Origin of the sequence: Rhizobium sp. Leaf341 (assembly GCF_001424325.1) — a bacterium.
Lineage (GTDB): Bacteria > Pseudomonadota > Alphaproteobacteria > Rhizobiales > Rhizobiaceae > Ferranicluibacter.
In genome coordinates this window covers 642,803-659,730 of record NZ_LMPE01000003.1, presented here as the reverse complement: position 1 = coordinate 659,730, position 16,928 = coordinate 642,803, and the positions used below count along the sequence as shown (strand labels likewise).

The 16,928-nt window shown below is 62.9% G+C and carries 13 protein-coding genes; 8 read left to right on the top strand and 5 right to left on the bottom strand.

The window, feature by feature from the left end; translation table 11 throughout:
• Nucleotides 1–38 precede the first annotated feature (38 nt).
• The gene (locus ASG03_RS04700) at nt 39–3,545 is read right to left on the bottom strand and encodes a hybrid sensor histidine kinase/response regulator (protein WP_062692529.1); all 3,507 of its coding nucleotides are present in this window, start codon (nt 3,543–3,545) and stop codon (nt 39–41) included.
• 260 nt (nt 3,546–3,805) lie between these two features.
• Between ASG03_RS04700 and mscL the strand changes: the two genes are divergently transcribed.
• The 3 genes from mscL to ASG03_RS04685 all read left to right on the top strand — a co-directional run bounded on the left by mscL (nt 3,806) and on the right by ASG03_RS04685 (nt 6,590).
• A complete protein-coding gene (mscL, locus tag ASG03_RS04695; RefSeq protein WP_062692526.1) occupies nt 3,806–4,243 on the top strand; it encodes a large conductance mechanosensitive channel protein MscL in 438 nt (145 codons plus the stop codon).
• A gap of 206 nt (nt 4,244–4,449) precedes the next feature.
• Nucleotides 4,450–5,661 (top strand): pyridoxal phosphate-dependent aminotransferase, encoded by a 1,212-nt coding sequence (locus tag ASG03_RS04690; RefSeq protein WP_062692524.1) that lies wholly within the window; start codon nt 4,450–4,452, stop codon nt 5,659–5,661.
• A gap of 164 nt (nt 5,662–5,825) precedes the next feature.
• A complete protein-coding gene (locus tag ASG03_RS04685) occupies nt 5,826–6,590 on the top strand; it encodes a hypothetical protein (protein WP_062692521.1) in 765 nt (254 codons plus the stop codon).
• Nucleotides 6,591–6,603: 13 nt separating this feature from the next.
• Here the strand turns inward: ASG03_RS04685 and ASG03_RS04680 are convergent, their stop codons facing one another.
• Nucleotides 6,604–6,918 (bottom strand): chorismate mutase, encoded by a 315-nt coding sequence (locus tag ASG03_RS04680; RefSeq protein WP_062692519.1) that lies wholly within the window; start codon nt 6,916–6,918, stop codon nt 6,604–6,606.
• 539 nt (nt 6,919–7,457) lie between these two features.
• Between ASG03_RS04680 and ASG03_RS04675 the strand changes: the two genes are divergently transcribed.
• The 5 genes from ASG03_RS04675 (at nt 7,458) to ASG03_RS04655 (ending at nt 12,927) form a co-directional block, all read left to right on the top strand.
• A complete protein-coding gene (locus tag ASG03_RS04675) occupies nt 7,458–8,330 on the top strand; it encodes a dimethylarginine dimethylaminohydrolase family protein (protein ID WP_062692517.1) in 873 nt (290 codons plus the stop codon).
• A gap of 182 nt (nt 8,331–8,512) precedes the next feature.
• A complete protein-coding gene (locus ASG03_RS04670; RefSeq protein WP_062470499.1) occupies nt 8,513–8,926 on the top strand; it encodes a hypothetical protein in 414 nt (137 codons plus the stop codon).
• An 89-nt stretch (nt 8,927–9,015) separates the two neighbouring features.
• Entirely contained in the window at nt 9,016–11,550 is a 2,535-nt protein-coding gene (secD, locus tag ASG03_RS04665) for a protein translocase subunit SecD (RefSeq protein ID WP_062692516.1), read from the top strand.
• 504 nt (nt 11,551–12,054) lie between these two features.
• A complete protein-coding gene (locus tag ASG03_RS04660) occupies nt 12,055–12,291 on the top strand; it encodes a hypothetical protein (protein ID WP_062692513.1) in 237 nt (78 codons plus the stop codon).
• Between the two features lie 168 nt (nt 12,292–12,459).
• Nucleotides 12,460–12,927: an RrF2 family transcriptional regulator gene (locus ASG03_RS04655; protein ID WP_062470489.1), complete on the top strand. Its 468-nt coding sequence runs from the start codon at nt 12,460–12,462 to the stop codon at nt 12,925–12,927.
• Between the two features lie 182 nt (nt 12,928–13,109).
• On the opposite strand, the gene ASG03_RS04650 is transcribed toward ASG03_RS04655, so the two are convergent.
• From ASG03_RS04650 to ASG03_RS04640, 3 genes are all read right to left on the bottom strand, one after another.
• Complete coding sequence (locus ASG03_RS04650; RefSeq protein WP_062692511.1) at nt 13,110–14,411, bottom strand: capsule biosynthesis protein; 1,302 nt, start codon at nt 14,409–14,411, stop codon at nt 13,110–13,112.
• A 6-nt stretch (nt 14,412–14,417) separates the two neighbouring features.
• Nucleotides 14,418–16,037: a sulfatase-like hydrolase/transferase gene (locus ASG03_RS04645; protein WP_082475532.1), complete on the bottom strand. Its 1,620-nt coding sequence runs from the start codon at nt 16,035–16,037 to the stop codon at nt 14,418–14,420.
• A 79-nt stretch (nt 16,038–16,116) separates the two neighbouring features.
• Nucleotides 16,117–16,908: an SDR family oxidoreductase gene (locus ASG03_RS04640; protein ID WP_062692507.1), complete on the bottom strand. Its 792-nt coding sequence runs from the start codon at nt 16,906–16,908 to the stop codon at nt 16,117–16,119.
• Between the last annotated feature and the right edge of the window lie 20 nt (nt 16,909–16,928).

Here is a 16,928-nt window from a genome sequence, read left to right as displayed (position 1 = left end):
AACGCGTCGTGTCATGATCCGGTTTGTCGCTGCGGGGGTCATTCGGCCGCCGCTTTCGGCATGGCCGCCGAGCGCGTCAGCCAGGCCCGCAGCGCGGCTGGCCGCACCGGCTTGTTCTGAAGCGCAATTCCGTCGCGCTCGGCCGCTGCGCGAACCTCGATCGACCGATCCGCCGTGATCAGAAGGGCCGGGACTTCGCGGCCGCAGGCTGCACGAACATCGCGGATGGCATCGATCCCCGTTGCGTGATCGAGATGGTAATCGGCGATGATCGTATCCGGCATGTCATGGCGCGCGCCGGGCAGCCAGACTTCCGCGGAGGCCGCCGTCATGACACGGCATCCCCAGCTTTCCAGAAGGCTGCGCATGCCTTCGAGGATCCGCGGCTCGTTGTCGATGCAGAGAACGGCGAGCCCGTTCATCGGCGTGGCGTGCCCGACGTTTGCGCTTGTCCCGCCAGATGCCGCTTTCGGCCGGGCGCTCGCCTCGATGGGCAGCGTCACCCGGAACCGGGTGCCCTTTCCCGGCACGGAATGAAGATCGACGGCATGGTGCAGCACGCGGGAGATCCGGTCCACGATCGAAAGTCCCAGTCCGAGCCCCGAGGCCGTTCGCGCCCCTTCCTCCAGCCGCGCAAACTCCTTGAAGACCGTCCGGAATTTCGAGGCGGGAATGCCGATGCCGGAATCGATCACCTCGATCACGGCGTCGCTTCCCCGGCGTCGCACGCCCACGAGCACACGTCCGCGCGGCGTATATTTCACCGCGTTCGACACGAGGTTCTGCACCAGGCGGCGCAGCAGGTTCGGATCGGTGCGCACGCTGAGCGACGTGGGCATCACGGTCAGTTTCAGGCCGCTTGCCTTGGCGACCGGCGCGAAGTCGGTCTCGATGCGTCGGAGGAAATCATCAAGGGGTACGGTTTGCAGGCGCGCCTTCATGGCGCCGGTGTCCAGCCGCGAAATATCGAGCACGGCACCGAGAATGGCTTCAACGGACTCCAGGGACGAGTCGATGTTCTGGACCAGCAGTCGATTTTCCGACGCGCCCAGACGCTCGACCAACGAAGACGAGTAGAGTCGGGCGGCATTCAGCGGCTGCAGGATGTCATGGCCGGCTGCCGCAAAGAAACGCGTCTTTCCGTTGTTTGCCTCTTCGGCCGCCGCGCGGGCTTCCGCCACCTCGCGGTTGACCCGCGTCAGTTCCGCCGTCCGCTCGGCAACGCGCGCCTCCAGCGTTTCGTTTGCCTGCAGCAGCGCCATGTCGGCGGCGACGCGCTGCGTGATGTCGGTGTAGGTCGTGACCAGGCCCTTGTCCGGCATGGCATTGCTGCGCACCTCGATGATCCGCTCGCCGCCGGAGAGCACCAGTTGGAACGGCTTGTCGAGAGCCAGAAAGCTTGTCAGCAGAGCCGGTTCGCCGTCGCGCACCCGGTCCCCGCGCCGCGTCAGGATCGCAACGATCTCCGAGAGCGGAAAGCCGACCTGGCCCGAGGCCTCGGGCAGATCGAGCAACTGCCGGAACCGGCGGTTCCAGATGATCAGATGGTTGGAACTGTCGAAGACGGCGATGCCCTGATCCATCTGCGACAGGGCTGTCTGCAGCATGTCCTGATTGTATTGCAGCGCTTCGCTGGCCTGATCGAGGAGAATGGCCGTATCCGGCGACGTGTCGTCGAGCCGTTGAAGAACCAGGGACAGCACAAGCCGCGCCGAGGACGAGCCGATGGCGCTGCCGAGAATCTGTTCAGAGAAATGAATGAGCGCCATGTCGGCCGGCTGTCCGTCTTCCAGCCGGCGCCCGCTCTTGCGCGCATGGGTTTCGAAGGATCGCTGCATCCGTTCCTCGCCGAGATAGCGGGCGATGGTGTTTTTCAGGTCGAGCACGGTGATCTTGGTCTTGCGGCCCCGGAATGCGCGCTCGGTGCGCGATGTCCTGTGAATGAAGAACCCGGCTTGCAGGCGTTCCAGGGGTTTCGGCGCGCGCGACAGCGAGAAGAGGATATAGGCCGTGCTGTTGAACAGGAGGCTGAGCGCCGTCGCATTCACCAGGGGGTCGGCGGTCTCGACGGTGAACATGTCGGCAAAAGGAAACAGGAAGCCGAGAATCGTCGCCGCTACCTGCGAATTGTCGGGACCGCCAAGGCTCGGCAGAAACAGCAGATAGGCCCAGATGAAGAAACCGATGGTCATGCCGGCAATGGCGCCGCGTGCATTCGCCTGCCGCCAGACAAGTCCGCCGAACATGGCCGGCGCCATCTGGGCGATCGCCGCAAAGGACAGAAGCCCGAGGGAGGCAAGCCCCGCCGTGATGTCGGCGGCGCGATAATAGCCGTAGCCAAGCAGAAGCACCGCGAAGATTGCCATCCGCCGGACATTCAGAAGCGTGGCGCCCACATCCTTGGATCGGCCTCGCCCGGTCAGGTTTCGCCGCAGAAAGATCGGCATGACGATGTCGTTCGACAGCATGATCGACAGGGCGACGGAGGCGACGATGACCATTGCCGTCGCGGCAGAGAACCCGCCGATGAACGCAATGAGGGTCAGGATGGGCAGGTCGTGCGACAGCGGCAGCGTCAGCAGGTAGAGATCCGCGACACCGTTTCCCTGAAAGGTCAGCATGCCGGCGATGGCGACGGGCAGCACGAAAAGATTGATGCCGACGAGATAGAGCGGGAACAGAATGCCCGCCGTCCGAAGCTCACCGGCCGTGCGGTTTTCCACCACCGTCACATGGAACTGACGCGGCAACAGGATGATGGCGATGGCCGAGAGAACGGTCAGCACGATCCAGCGGGCCACCGGCGTCTGATAGGTGAGGGCCTGCATCACCGCACTGTTCTCCCGGGCGCGGGCCAGCATGTCGGCCGGGCCGTCGAACAGGAAGAAGATGACGTAGAGGCCGACGGTAACCAGCGCCACGAGCTTGACGACCGATTCCATCGCGATCGCCAGGATCAGCCCATCCTGATGCTCCGTCGCATCCGTGTGCCGTGTGCCGAAGACGATGGCAAAGCAGGCCAGGAACAGGGTGACCAGCAGGGGGAGGTCGATGAACGCCGCTCCGCTGTCGAGCCCGTAGGGTCGGGTATCGACCAGGACGGCCATCGAACTCGACACGGCTTTGAGCTGCAAGGCGATGTAGGGAATGGCGCCGACCAGCGAGATCAGCGCCACGATGCCCGCCACGGTCGGGTTCTTGCCATGCCGTGCCGCGATGAAATCGGCCACCGATGTCAGCTTCTGCGACTTTGCCAGTGCCGTGATGCGGCGAATGATCGGCAATCCCACCGTGAACATGAGGATCGGGCCGATATAGATGCCGGTGAATTCCAGCCCCCGTTCGGCAGCAAGGCCGATGCCGCCGAAATAGGTCCAGCTCGTGCAGTAGATCGCCAGGCTGAACGCATAGACGACGGGGCGACCGCGTGCCGCCACGCCGCTCGTTGCAGCCTTGCGCGCCCTGCGGTCGCCATAGGTGGCGACGGCAAACAGAAACAGCAGATAGGTGAAGGCGGCCGCAAAGACGACCGTGCCGGATAGCATGCATTCCTCCTCGACGGCGCGCCGATCCCGAGCCCGGTCCCGATCACAGGCAGCGAGCTTGGGCCCCGAACATAGGGGAAAGGCGCGGCGAAGAGAATTCCTTTGGCTTACGTCTTAGGTCGAAGCCGCTGGATGAAAAGCGCAGGACGACGAAAGCAGCCGGTCACAAATGCGAGCCGTTGCAGCTTTCCTTTCTTTCGAAAGACGATACGTTTGCTCCGGGGGCCGGCACGTCCGGTGCACGTCAAAGGAGAGTTGGGATGTTGAACGAGTTCAAGCAATTTATCGCCCGCGGCAACGTGATGGATCTGGCCGTCGGCGTCATCATCGGTGCGGCTTTCAGCAAGATCGTCGATTCCGTCGTGAACGACCTCGTTATGCCGGTCGTCGGCGCGCTCACGGGCGGTGGCTTCGACTTCTCCAACTACTTCCTCGTGCTCAGCGGCAACGTGACGGCCACGACGCTCGCCCAGGCACGCGAGCAGGGGGCTATCTTCGCCTATGGCAATTTCATTACCGTGCTCATCAACTTCATCATCCTTGCCTGGATCATCTTCATGATGATCAAGGGCGTCAACAAGCTGCGCGCGTCCGTCGAGCGCGACAAGCGCGAGGGCAAGGAAGAGCAGGCTCCGCCGCCGGCAGATGTCCAGCTTCTGACCGAAATCCGCGATCTGCTGCGCGCACCGCGCGTCTAATGCAGGTCGTCCGAACGTGTGCAGCGGTTTCGGAAAACGACATGCATTTAAACAAGACCTTAAAGTACGTTGCGTGAATCCTTTTCCACGCACCGCGCTTTCGGCGAAACATCACGAAAATCGATCGGACGGCCAGCGATTATCGCGTGATCGTCCGGTCGAAAGGGTCTAGGACGTCTCGGTCGTCAACCGGACCCTTACCAGCCATGTCGTCATTCTCGTCGCCTTCCTCCTCGGATACCAACGTTCCGGCCAGCATCTCGCCGAGCCTGAGCGCCCGCGCACATGCGGCGCCGCAGAGCGGCATCGTGGAGGTCGTGAACTATGCGCGTGGCCGCGAAGGGCTCATTCCGCTTTGGGTCGGCGAGGGGGACCTTCCGACGCCGGATTTCATCTCGCAGGCGGCGCGCGACTCCCTGACGGCGGGCGAGACCTTCTACACCTGGCAGCGTGGCATTCCCGAGCTTCGCCAGGCGATCGTGCGCTACTACGACCGGCACTTCAACAAGACCCTCGCCATGGACAATGTCTTCGTCACGGGCTCCGGCATGCAGTCGATCAAGCTGGCTGTGGAAGCGGTGGCCTCCCCGGGCGACGAGCTCCTGTACCTGACGCCGGCCTGGCCCAACTTCGCCGCATCTGCCGAGCTCTCGGGGGCGCAGGCCGTCGGCGTGCCTCTCTCGTTCGCAGACGGCAAGTGGCAGCTGGATCTCGACCGGATCGAGGCGGCGATCACCCCGCGCACCCGGGCACTCTTCGTCAATACGCCATCGAACCCGACCGGCTGGACGGCAACGCCGTCCGATCTCATCGCGCTTCTCGATCTCGCGCGCCGTCATGGCCTGTGGATCATCGCGGACGAAATCTATGCGCAATATTTCTATGCCGAGGCGCGCGCGCCGTCTTTCCTCGATGTCATGGAGGATGAAGACAGGATCATCTTCGTCAACTCCTTTTCCAAGAACTGGTCGATGACCGGCTGGCGTGCAGGGTGGATCGTAGCCCCGGCCGAGATCGGCCAGGCGCTCGAGAATCTCATCCAGTATTCGACATCGGGCGTGGCTCCCTTCATCCAGGCCGGGGCCTGCGTCGCGCTCGATCATGGCGACGACTTCGTCCGCCAGAACGTCGTCAAGGCGACCATGTCGCGCGATATCCTCTGCGATGCCCTGATCGCGACGAACCGGGTCGAGACGCTTCGTCCGGATGGCGCCATCTACGCCTTTCTCAAGATCGACGGCATCACCGACGTGCGCGCGGCGGCGCTCGACATCGTCGATCGGACCCTGGTCGGCCTTGCCCCCGGCACGGCGTTCGGCGAGGGTGGCGCCGGCTTCATGCGGGCCTGCTTCCTGCGCGATCCGCTCCACATCCGCACCGCTGCGGATCGACTGGCAAGCTACATCGCCGCCCTGTAAAATTGACGGCGAGACGTCGCGCCCTACGTCTTCTTGACCCATGACGAGCCGCTGATCCCTTGGCGGGCATTGGCGGGCATTGACGGAGGTCGGAAGGAGATGCGTGCATCAAGAGAGCGTGGCCGTCCTCCGGCCCGCGTGACGTTCACGGCCGGAGACGTCCGGTGAAGGTCGTGATCCGGGCTGACGGCCCGGACCTCCGCTTTCCCGTTCCAGGCAATCTCTCGAAGCCCCTGGTCGAGATCGGCGGGCGTCCACTGATCTGGCACATCATGAAGATCTACGCTGCGCACGGTATCAGCGATTTTATCCTTTGCTGCGCCGAGAATGCCGCCGATATCAAGAATTTCTTTGCCGGCTACGCGCTTCACGCCGCCGATGTGACCTTCGATCTCACGCAAAAGAGCGCCGAGATCCATCATGCCGCCGTCGAAGACTGGCGCGTAACGGTGGTAGATATGGGCCCGGCCATCGCAAGCGACCGGAGCCTGACGAAGGTCGCGGCCCATCTCGAGGGCGAGGACGCCTTCTGTCTTTGCTATGGCGATAGTCTTTCCAGCATCGATATCGGCGCAAGCCTCGCCTTCCACCGCTCCCATGGTCGAGAAGCGACGGTTTCGGCGGTCTATCCGCCCGCACAGCACGGCGCCTTGCATCTAGACGGTACCGAGGTGCGCGCGCTGTCGGCCCGGCCGGAAGCGGGATTCGTCAATGGCGGGTTCCTCGTGCTGTCACCGTCCTGTCTGGACACGTTCGGCGCGCTCTGTCTCCCGGATCATCGCAGGGCAGGGCTGGACGCCTTGGCGCAGGCGGGCCAGCTGCCGGCCTATCTGCACGAAGGTTTTTGGCAACCGGTCGAGACGCGGCAGGACCTTGCCCGCCTCGAAGGTCTCTGGAAAGAGGGGACGCCACCCTGGAAGGTCTGGTAGGAGGCTGGCTGCCTCAGGCGCTTCGGCCCGGGTTCTGCGGCCCGAGGATCTCTTCTTCTCGGACGATGCTGTGACGGATCAACTGCGACCAGATGGCGTCGTAGAAAGCAGGATCGAGGCCGAGTTCGGTCGCATGACGCCGGACATTGGCGCGGACTTCGTCGACACGGCTCGGAATATCCGCCGGAAGGCCCGCTGTCGTCTTGATCTCCGCGGCCCTGCCGATATAGCTCCAGCGCTCTGCCAGAAGCCGCATCAGCGTCTCGTCCAGCCTGTCGATCTCTGTCCGGATATCTGCCATCGATTGGCATTCCGCTGCCGTTTTCATTGCCGCCATCCTTCCCGCCGCCATCCTTCCCGTCGTCCGGCAAGCGCCTGCCGCGCCGCATGCGGTCGTGTCGCCCGTTGCCCGGCAATGCAGTAGCGCATGTCGTCCGACACTTGAACCGTCGCCCCGAGAAAATGATCCGGAAACGGGCCCGTGTGGCAGATCGTGATGGGGGGAATACCGGCGGGCGGGGTAGGGTCTCCGCATGGTGCGGACATGCTGGATGCCCGATGCCCGCCAGCATGGCAGGACAATACGTCCGCAATCTTGAGCCAGGCTGCAGCGATGGCGCGACGAAGCTCCGTGCGGCAAAGCGGCAATCCGTAAAATTCTCCCGATCTGCTTAAGCGGCCGCACACGGGCCGTCCCTATGGTGAGCCGTCGACGCCGTAAGCCGGCGTCGCGTGCTAGACTGTCCCGATATCTTCAGCCGCAGGATCGTCCCGTCCTGCGGCTTTTTTTCGAGGGCTTGCCGTCGTCCCGATCCTGCCTATGATCCCCGCCGCGCCGCCTGGCGCTTTGTTCGGCAAGGAGACACCATGGCGGAATTCGGCGTTCGGGACATGTCGTCTCCCCTCAGGCGCGCGCTGATGCGCCGTCCCGGAAAAAGCCTGGCAGCCGCCGACACTGCCGCCTGGCATTATGGTGCGGGCTTCGACGCCGAGACGGCGATCGGGCAATATGCCCAGTTCGCGACCCTTGTGGAACAGGCCGGCACCGAGATCGTCTGGATCGAGGACAAGGGAGACGGCCTTGCGGATGGCATGTTCACCCAGGATCCTGTGTTGATGACGCCGCACGGCGCGGTCCTTTTGCGGCCCGGCAAGGCAATGCGACGCAAGGAGGTCGCGCTGCACGAAGCCGCCTGCAAAAAGGCCGGCATCCCGCTTCTCGGCCAGATCGACGGTTTCGGGACCGTCGAGGGGGGCGATGCCATCTGGCTGGATGCGGAGACCTTGCTCATCGGCCGCGGGCTGCGAACCAATGACGAGGGGATCGCCCAGCTGGCGACGATTCTCGCGGCCCAAGGGGTCGATGTTCTCAGCTACGACCTGCCGCTCTGGAACGGCGACGACGCCTGTTTCCATCTGTCCTCCATCGTCAGCCCCGTGCGGCGGGATCTGGCCCTGGTGTTCGCACCGCTCTTGCCCGTGGCGCTCTACCAGATCCTGCAGGAATGGGGCATCAGTCTCCTCGAGGCGCCGGCTGAGGAGTTTCGTGCCAGCAAAGGCACCAGCCTGCAGGTTCTCGCACTGAAGCCCGGGCAGATCGTGATGCTCTCGGGATATCCGGAGACGCGGGGTGTTCTCGAAGCGGCGGGCTGCACCGTCCAGAGCTTCGACGGCGATGCGCTCTGCGTGGCGTGCGAAGGCGGACCGACTGGCCTGGTCTCCGCGCTGCATCGCGGCTGACGTCGCACGATCCGCCGCCCGGCAGGGGCCGGCCGATCGTTGGAGCGTGATTTGACTTTGCCTGCCGGGAATGATTGTAAGGCCGGCATGAACGGATCGTCGGGACACGACCCGCAGGGAAGGACATCCCCGTGAACGACGGGATCGGCAAAACGAAACGGCGCCCTCAATGGGACCGGGCAGTGTGGGAGGCCTCGTCGAGGCTTCTGGCGCTGCTTTGGCTGTTTGCCGCCGTGCTCGCAATGCCCCTGGTTGCCTCTGCGCAGATCGTCGCGTCGGGCACGGGCGGAATCCTGCGGCAAGGTGACGTTTCCGGCCGGGAAAATCGGGAAGGTCGCGCTGCCGATACGGCTCTTTCGCGACAAGCGCTGCGCGCATCCCAGCCCGCAGACGTGCGGTTCACGGCCGAGCGGGTCGATGCCAAACCCGTACCCGGCGGCCCTGACCCTTTTTCCCTTGCCGTGTTCGATACACCCGATGCGCCCTGTGTCGTCGCCGCCAAAGCGGCCGGCGGTCGCAGCCATTGCCTTGACGGCGGCGTGTCCGAGGCGGCGGAAGCCCGGGCACCGCCAATGCGACAGACATTTCGCCGCTGACGCGCCGGCTGCCTTCGCGTCATAATCTCTTGGCCTTCACGACCCGCCGGACCTCACGAGGTTCACGGCGGACGATATTGGAAACCCTCATGCGAACTTCGAAATGGGCCATCCTGGCCTATGTCGCGATCACCCTCTTCGGGATCCTCGCGGCGCTCCCAAACGTGCTGCCGGTGGAAACGCAACAGCGTTACGCCGCCTACCTCCCGGTCAAGCCGGTGACCCTCGGCCTCGACCTCAAGGGCGGCTCCCACCTCGTGCTCGAAGTGGATGCCGCCGGGCTTCGCCAGGCGCGCCTGAACACGCTGCTTGATGATATTCGCGGCGTGCTGCGCAGTGAGCGCGTGCCCGTTTCGTCGGCGCGCATCGCCGGCGACGCGATCGTTGTCACGATCGCCGACGCCGCAGCGCGGGACCGCGTTCTCCCGAAGATCAATGCGCTTGCCGCCCCGGCCAGCCCGCTCGGCTTCGGTACGGCCGCCTCCGACATCGACGTCACCAGCGCCGAAGCAGCCATCACCGTTCGCCTGACCCAGGCGGGCCTTGACGAGCGCATGACCGCTGCCGTCGATCAGAGCCTCGAGATCATCCGCCGGCGCGTCGACCAGGTGGGCGTTGCCGAACCGCTGATCCAGCGCGTCGGCTCCGACCGCATCCTCGTTCAGCTGCCCGGTCTGCAGGATCCCACCCGTCTGCGCCAGCTTCTCGGCTCGACCGCCCAGATGAGCTTCCACATGGTTGATCAGACCGTCGATCCGAACGGCGTCGCGCCTCGCGGTGTCGATATCCTGGTCGGCGCCAACGATCCGGCGAAATATGCCGTCGAGACCCGGGTCGCCATCTCCGGCGAGCGGCTTGCCGACGCCAAGGCCGGCTTCAACCAGCAGACCAACGAGCCGATCGTCTCCTTCTCCTTCGACGCACAGGGCGCTCGCCAGTTTGCCGAAATCACGCGCGACAATGTCGGCAAGCCCTTCGCCATCGTGCTCGACGGCAAGGTTCTGACCGCGCCGGTCATCCGCGAGCCGATCCTCGGCGGGCAAGGTCAGATCTCGGGCAACTTCACCGCGCAGGAAGCCACCGTGCTCTCGGCGCTGCTGCGCTCCGGCGCGCTGCCGGCCCCGCTGACCATCATCGAGGAACGCTCGGTCGGTCCCAATCTCGGCTCCGACTCCATCCGCATGGGCATCTACACCGGCGTTGCCGGCTTCATCCTCGTCGTCACGCTCATGGTCGTGCTCTACGGCTCCTGGGGCATGATTGCCAATATCGGCCTCCTGCTGCACACGATCCTGACGATCGGCGTGCTTGGCATGCTCGGCTCCACGCTGACGCTGCCCGGCATCGCCGGCATCATCCTCGGTATCGGCATGGCGGTCGATGCCAACATCCTCATCAACGCCCGCATCCGGGAAGAAACCGCCGCGGGCGCCGGCGCCATGAAGGCGCTCGATATCGGCTTCAGCAAGGCCTACGCCACCATCATCGACAGCAACGTCACGACGCTTTCGGGCACCGTGTTGCTGTTTGCCTTCGGTTCGGGCCCCGTTCGTGGCTTCGCCGTCACCATGATGCTCGGCATCGTCATTTCCATGTTCACCTCCATCACCGTCGTCCGCCTGATGATGCGGGAAATGGTCGTGCGCCGGAAAATGAAGAAGCTCGACATTCCCTCGCTGTTCGGCAAGGTCCGGCACCTTCCTGCCTTCTCCTTCATGCGCGGCCGCTACATCGCCATCGGGACGTCGGCCTTCCTGTCGATCAGCTCGATCATCCTGTTCTTCACGCCGGGCCTCAACTACGGCATCGACTTCGTCGGCGGCATCCAGGTGGAGACGACGTCGAAGACCAAGCTCGATCTGCCGAAGCTGCGGGAAAACCTGGAAGGGCTGAACCTCGGCGAAGTTGCGCTGCAAGAGTTCGGCCAGGGCACGTCGGTTCTCATCCGTGTCCAGCGCCAGCCGGGCGGGGAGCAGGAGCAGACGGTCGCACTGAATGCCATCAAGGGAGCCGTCGCCAGCACGATTCCGGATGCCTCGTTTGAGCGGACCGAAGTGGTGGGTCCGACGATCAGTGCCGAACTCGCGCGATCCGGCTTCCTCGCCGTGTCGCTCGCCATGATCGCGATCCTGATCTACATCTGGTGGCGGTTCGAATGGCACTTCGCTGTCGGTGCCATCGCGGTTCTGCTGCTCGACATCACCAAGACCATCGGCTTCTTCGCGCTGACGGGGATCGACTTCAACCTCACGGCCATTGCCGCCGTGCTGACGATGATCGGCTATTCCGTCAACGACAAGGTGGTGGTCTACGACCGCATGCGCGAAAACATGCGCAAGTACAAGTCGATGCCCTTCTCCGATTTGATCGATATGTCGATCAACCAGGTTCTGGCACGATGCATCTTCACCTCCATGGCGACCGCCATCTCTCTGGTGCCGATGGCGATCTGGGGCGGCGATGCCGTCAAGAGCTTCGCTTGGCCGATGATATTCGGCGTGATCGTCGCGACGACGTCGTCGATCTATATCGGCGGTCCCATCCTGCTGTTCCTCAGCCGCTGGTGGAAGGATCGCGAGACGACGCGGAGCGTTGGCGTCCCTGGAGAACCGGTCAAGGGTTGAGGAAAAGGGCCGTCGGTCCCTTTCTCGAATGTCATGAAAATTTCATAGGGCGACCTTACGGGCCGCCCTTTTTTCATGCGAAGAACAGGCCATGTATGGGTTGCTGCGCCGTTTAACGGAATCAGAATGGTTTTCTGAAAAGTGGCAGAAATTGGAATGAAGTAGCCGTTTAAGGCAGAATGGCGAGCATTATTGGAATGAATTTCTGTCGCGATGGATTTGGTATTTGACTTCCAAAGTAGACTGCGCTAGCTTTAAACTATCCGCGGACATACTGTCGGCGATAGGTTTTCAACCCGCTCCTTTCGGAGCGATTTCAGCCAGAGGAGAAGGCATGTTGCAGTTTAACCGTACCGCCTTCCTCTGTGCCTCGCGTTCCCTGTGTCGTGAAGCAGTGGCAGACCGGTGGATGTGTTCGCTTTCGCGAATGTGACCCCGGCTTAAATCCTCCAAATCACGAAACTGACAGACACTCCCGCCCTCGGCGTGGAAGGAGCGTTCCTCATGGAAACCGAAAACACCAACGCGAATGCGCACAAGCAGGTCATCGAGATCAACGGCGAAGCCGTCGGCGTCGTCGTGCCCGATGCCGGCACGCTAAAGTTCGTTGCCGTGAAGTATCATGTGTGGGAACTCGACGCACAGCGCTTTGCCAGTGCCGACGCGGCCCGACACGCCGTGCTGGCGCATCTCCATGGCACTCCGGCGTCTCGTGGACGCATGCATGGCCTCGCCGCCTAAAGTACTTTGCGTGAGAAGGATTCCCGCAACGCGCCGTTTGCGGCCGTTCCGGTAAAAACCTCGCTGCGAGGTTGTTCACCTATGTCTGAAAGGTGCCAAGCGTGCTAGGCTGCTGCGGCAGCATGTCTGAATCGTCAGGCGTGCTGCCTCTCAGGACGAGCAAGCGGAATGTTGACGAAAAAAGGGAAGTACGGACTGAAGGCGCTGGTCGATCTGGCGCATCTGGATCCGGGCGAGACCGCCTTCATCACCGAGATTGCGACCCGCAACAATATTCCGAAGAAGTTTCTCGACGCCATCCTGCTGGAACTGCGCAATGCCGGCTTCCTCAAGTCGAAGAAGGGCCCGGGCGGCGGCTACTCCTTGTCGCGACCTGCATCCCAGATCCGCATCGGCCAGGTCGTACGAACACTCGACGGACCCCTCGCACCGATCCGCTGTGCCAGCCGCACCGCGTACGAAGTCTGTGACGATTGCAACGATCCGGAGACCTGTGAGGTGCGCCGATCGATGACCGTCGTGCGTGACGCCATGGCCGACATCCTGGATTCCATGACGCTGGAAGACTTCATCGCCAATCCCGAGAAGCACCGCGAGGCGCTACCGGATGACACGGTCGTCAAACGCGTCAGCTGACGAACGCGCCGCATCCGCTTCTCTCGACGCACCTTGTGGCCTTGTCGGCGCAGGTCATGCCATCTAGCAAGGTGACGGTTCTCGTTCTTGTTGACTAAACCGAAATGCCCGTCGGCATCCTGCATATCCATGACCTGCTGCGCGCCCGCGGTGCTGAGCCATAGGCGCGGGACGTCAGCGGCTCAAACGCGCGCGCGCTTCGTCGGGCGTTTGCGCGGCGGCGGATCGATGAAGGCGTCGGGTTCGTTGACGGTGCGCGCATCAAGACGCGTCGCAATCGCCTCCGCCCCTGCGTCCGTTCCGGCCTTCGAATAGAAATTGCCGCGAACCTGGATGGCGGCCGCCACCAGCCGGAAGAAGGCGTCGCAGACGTCAGGGTCCGGCGGGCGCGGGGCCTGCCAGAACGTATCCAGCGGCTGGCGATCCGTCAGCCTTTCCACGTCGAACATGGCGACACCCAGTACCTTGACCGGTTTGCGCTGCTGCAGGGCATGGAGCCCGACCGTCGAATTGATCGTGACGATCCCTGCGGCAAGGCGGATGAGGGCGTTGAGATTGCCGCCATCCAGAAAGACGACGCGCGAACCGATGCCGAGCCGTTTGGCTTCCTGGACGATGGATTTGGCCCAGGGAACGAGACCATTGTCGAGCGGATGGACCTTGACGACAAGCCGCGCATCGGGGCCTGCCGCGCGGGAGAACGATGTCAGCACCTCCCGGATCGCCTGTTGCTGGTCATGGTAGGGCGAGTGAGCCCGAAGCTGGAAGTCGGTCTGCAGCTGCAGCGGAAAGATGAACAGCGGGCCTCGGCCCCGTTCCAAGAGAGCGATCGTGGCGGCAGCCTCCCGGCCCCGACGCGTCTCCCGCAGGAGCTTCCGTACCCAGCCGCCATATTCCACCAGCGGATGGTAGAGCGCGTGGCGACGATAGTGCGGATAGAGGAACCACAGAAACGCATTGGGCAGATTGTAGAGCAGATCGTAAGCTGCCTCTGCCAGAAAGGTCTGCGAATATCGGCGTTTCCAGTCCGGCTCCGGCAGGCCGCGGCCAGCCTTAAGGATATGGTCGGGATCGTCCGGAAAATGCGAGTTGGTCGACATGCCGTCGCGCTCGAGCGTTAGCCAGTCCGGACGCAGGTATCCCATCTCGACGACATAGATCTCGATCGAGAGCCGCTTTGCAGCCGCCGTCGCAAACTGGTGATAGGGACGCTCTTCGCCGAGAAGCACGAGATCTGTGACGCGATGGCGCGCGAGAAAGTCCTCGATCCAGCGGGGCCAGTTCTCGGCCCGGCCGCGGAACGCATGGCCGCCCCGCCGTCGCCAGAAGATCTGGTCGCCGATATTGAGGTTCACCCGCAGGCAGGCATGCCCCATCGCCTCCAGCCGGTCCGCAATTTTCATGAAAAGGGGTGAGGAGGGGCCTTCGAGAAAGAGGAACACCCGTTGCGAAGGTTCGGGTGCGGGCGCGCCGGTGCCTGTCATTCCCGTCTATTTCAAGTCGTTCTTGTGAAGGTTTGCATGCTTCAGCATGGCCTTCAACAGATTCCAGGGCTCTTCGTTTCGAGGAAATACAGGTGCTTGTTGCAGCGTCCGGGCCGCGCCCAGCGGCGTGATGAAATAGTCCGTGCGCGGATCCGGGAAGGGATCGGCGAAGGACTTCAACAAAGGCGCGTGGTCTCCGTAGAAGACGAGCCAGACAGGCCTGTCGAGCTTGTTCAGGTGATCGATCAGCTGGCCGAGCGCTTTGTCCGACTGTTGCAGGATCTCAAGATAGATGCTGACCGGATCCGTGTGATTGGGCACGCGGCCCGGTTCCCATGGGCCGTGATTGGCCATCGAGGCCACGAAAATGAAACTGCCCTTGTCGTCCTTCTGCCGGTCGACCGCCTCGATGACCTTCCGCGTCAACGTGGCATCGGAAACGTAGGGCCCGTCTCGAACGGGATCGTGATCGAACGCATCCAGCATCGTCATCTCCTCGAAGCCGAGCAGCGGCATCGCCTTGTGGCGCAGAAAGAACGTGCGATCATAAGGGTGGATGAAGTGCGTGCGCCAGCCTGCCTTTTTAAGCTTCGTCGGCCAAACGACGTCGGTATAGTGTCGCGCGCGAAGATAGGGGTAGCTTGCATCGACATGGATATCGTCCGGCTGCAGCCCACTCAGGACTGCAAACTCGGTCCGCAACGTGTAACCGCCTTCAAACACCGTTGCGATGCGTCCCCACTGTGCGGAGAGCTTTTGTAAGCGGTCGATGTTGGGCAGGCGGACGGCGTTGACCCCATAATGCCGCATGTCGAGGAAGGATTCGGACTGCCATACCACCACCAGCGGTGCCTTGTTCTCGGCATTGTGCCCGATGAGATCGTTGACCGCGGCAAAGAAGGCGTCTGAAAGCTCGCTGACGATCTTTTCCCGCCGCACACCGAGCCAGATGATGAAGTGAAACACGACCGATGAGAACGTGCCGAAACGCACGGTGCTGATCTTCGCGTTGGGTTTTCCGACAAGCCGCTGCACGAGGTCTGCGGTCGGTGCGTTGACCGGGCCCCAGAAGAGCGAGATCCAGGGCAGGGCCGCGGCGGCAACCATCAGCACGATGTAGAACGTCTCGGCATGATCCGGGAGAACATGCGGCTCGAAATACATGTAAAGGCCGGAAACACCAAACACATAGCCGAATGCGACGATCCAGAAGACGATGTTCAGCGAGTTGGCATAGAAGATCGACTTGTACTTGAAGACATCCAGAACGAGCGCGATGTCGGAAAACACCAGGGGTTCGCGGATAAACTGGAATTTGGCACGCGAGATGGCCGTGAAGATGATGAAGAAGCTCATGCAACCGGCGGCGCCATAGAGCGGGCGCCAGGAAATCGCGAAGAAGAACGCATAGATGATCGCGACGACAGGCAGTCGGGCCAGACCGTCGCGCAGGCTGTGCCACAGGGTCCGACCCTTGGGCATGTTCCGACGACGCTCACGCGCAGGCAGTGCGAACCTGTCGGTGAACCACGCGACGCAGAACGAAAGCGTGAAGCAGACGAGGATCAACGAAAGGGGATAGTCGTGAAGCTGGAGTGATGTCGACGGCAAACGAAACCCTTTAATTCCGCGGCGTGAGCGCCGTCACGTCGCGAGCGAGTTCTAGTGACATTCACGAGTCGTTACAAGCATCGTCACGTCTGCGTTACCTTCGCAGGCTGCGAATGCGGTGGTCGAAGTACCGGTCGATGAGTGGCCGTACAAGCGGCGCGATCCTGCCGAGCGCATGCAGCGTGGGTCCGAAATACACCTCGAAACGTCCCCGATCGAGCGCGCGGACCATCTGCCGAGCAACGTCCTCGGCTTTCCACGGCTTGACCTGTCCCATGATCACCTCTGCTTCCGTCGGCCGCGCCGCACGTTCGCGTTCGAGTTGCGGTGTCTCGGTGTCCGGCGGGAAGCTGATGGAGACGATGATGCCCCTTGGCTTCGCTTCGGAGCGCAAGGCTTCGGCAAAGCCGCGAAGCGCGAATTTTGATGCGCAATAGGCGGAGTAGCCGGGAATGCCCATCAGTCCGGCACCGGACGAGACCAGCATGATGCGCCCCTGGCCGCGCGCCAGCATCCGTGCGTAGACAGCCCGCACCGAATGAATGGAGCCCATGAGGTTGACGGCGATCTGCCGGTCCAGGTCGGCTGCCGTCTGGTACTCGAAGGAGGCGGGTTCGACGATACCGGCCGAGCACACCAGGATGTCACAGGGACCGTATGCCGTTTCGCATCCATGGATCGCCGCCGCGAGGGCATCCGCATCCGCGACGTCAGCGGCGGCGAACCGAACCTGTCCTCCGCCTTCAGCGTTTAGGGAGGCCACCGCCGCATCGAGAGCCGCAGCTCCCCGCGCGATCAACGAGACCCGATAGCCGCGACTGACATAAATCCGGGCAACCGCAAGGCCGATACCGCTCGATCCGCCGGTGATGACAACATGGGTCATGCGACGCTCAACCCTGTTGC

Coding starts and splice junctions, on each gene's coding strand:
- ASG03_RS04650 (WP_062692511.1), bottom strand. CDS start 14,411: ATGACAGGCACCGGCGCGCCCGCACCCGAACCTTCGCAACGGGTGTTC.
- ASG03_RS04660 (WP_062692513.1), top strand. CDS start 12,055: ATGGAAACCGAAAACACCAACGCGAATGCGCACAAGCAGGTCATCGAG.
- ASG03_RS04690 (WP_062692524.1), top strand. CDS start 4,450: ATGTCGTCATTCTCGTCGCCTTCCTCCTCGGATACCAACGTTCCGGCC.
- ASG03_RS04640 (WP_062692507.1), bottom strand. CDS start 16,908: ATGACCCATGTTGTCATCACCGGCGGATCGAGCGGTATCGGCCTTGCG.
- ASG03_RS04655 (WP_062470489.1), top strand. CDS start 12,460: ATGTTGACGAAAAAAGGGAAGTACGGACTGAAGGCGCTGGTCGATCTG.
- ASG03_RS04680 (WP_062692519.1), bottom strand. CDS start 6,918: ATGAAAACGGCAGCGGAATGCCAATCGATGGCAGATATCCGGACAGAG.
- mscL (WP_062692526.1), top strand. CDS start 3,806: ATGTTGAACGAGTTCAAGCAATTTATCGCCCGCGGCAACGTGATGGAT.
- secD (WP_062692516.1), top strand. CDS start 9,016: ATGCGAACTTCGAAATGGGCCATCCTGGCCTATGTCGCGATCACCCTC.
- ASG03_RS04700 (WP_062692529.1), bottom strand. CDS start 3,545: ATGCTATCCGGCACGGTCGTCTTTGCGGCCGCCTTCACCTATCTGCTG.
- ASG03_RS04675 (WP_062692517.1), top strand. CDS start 7,458: ATGGCGGAATTCGGCGTTCGGGACATGTCGTCTCCCCTCAGGCGCGCG.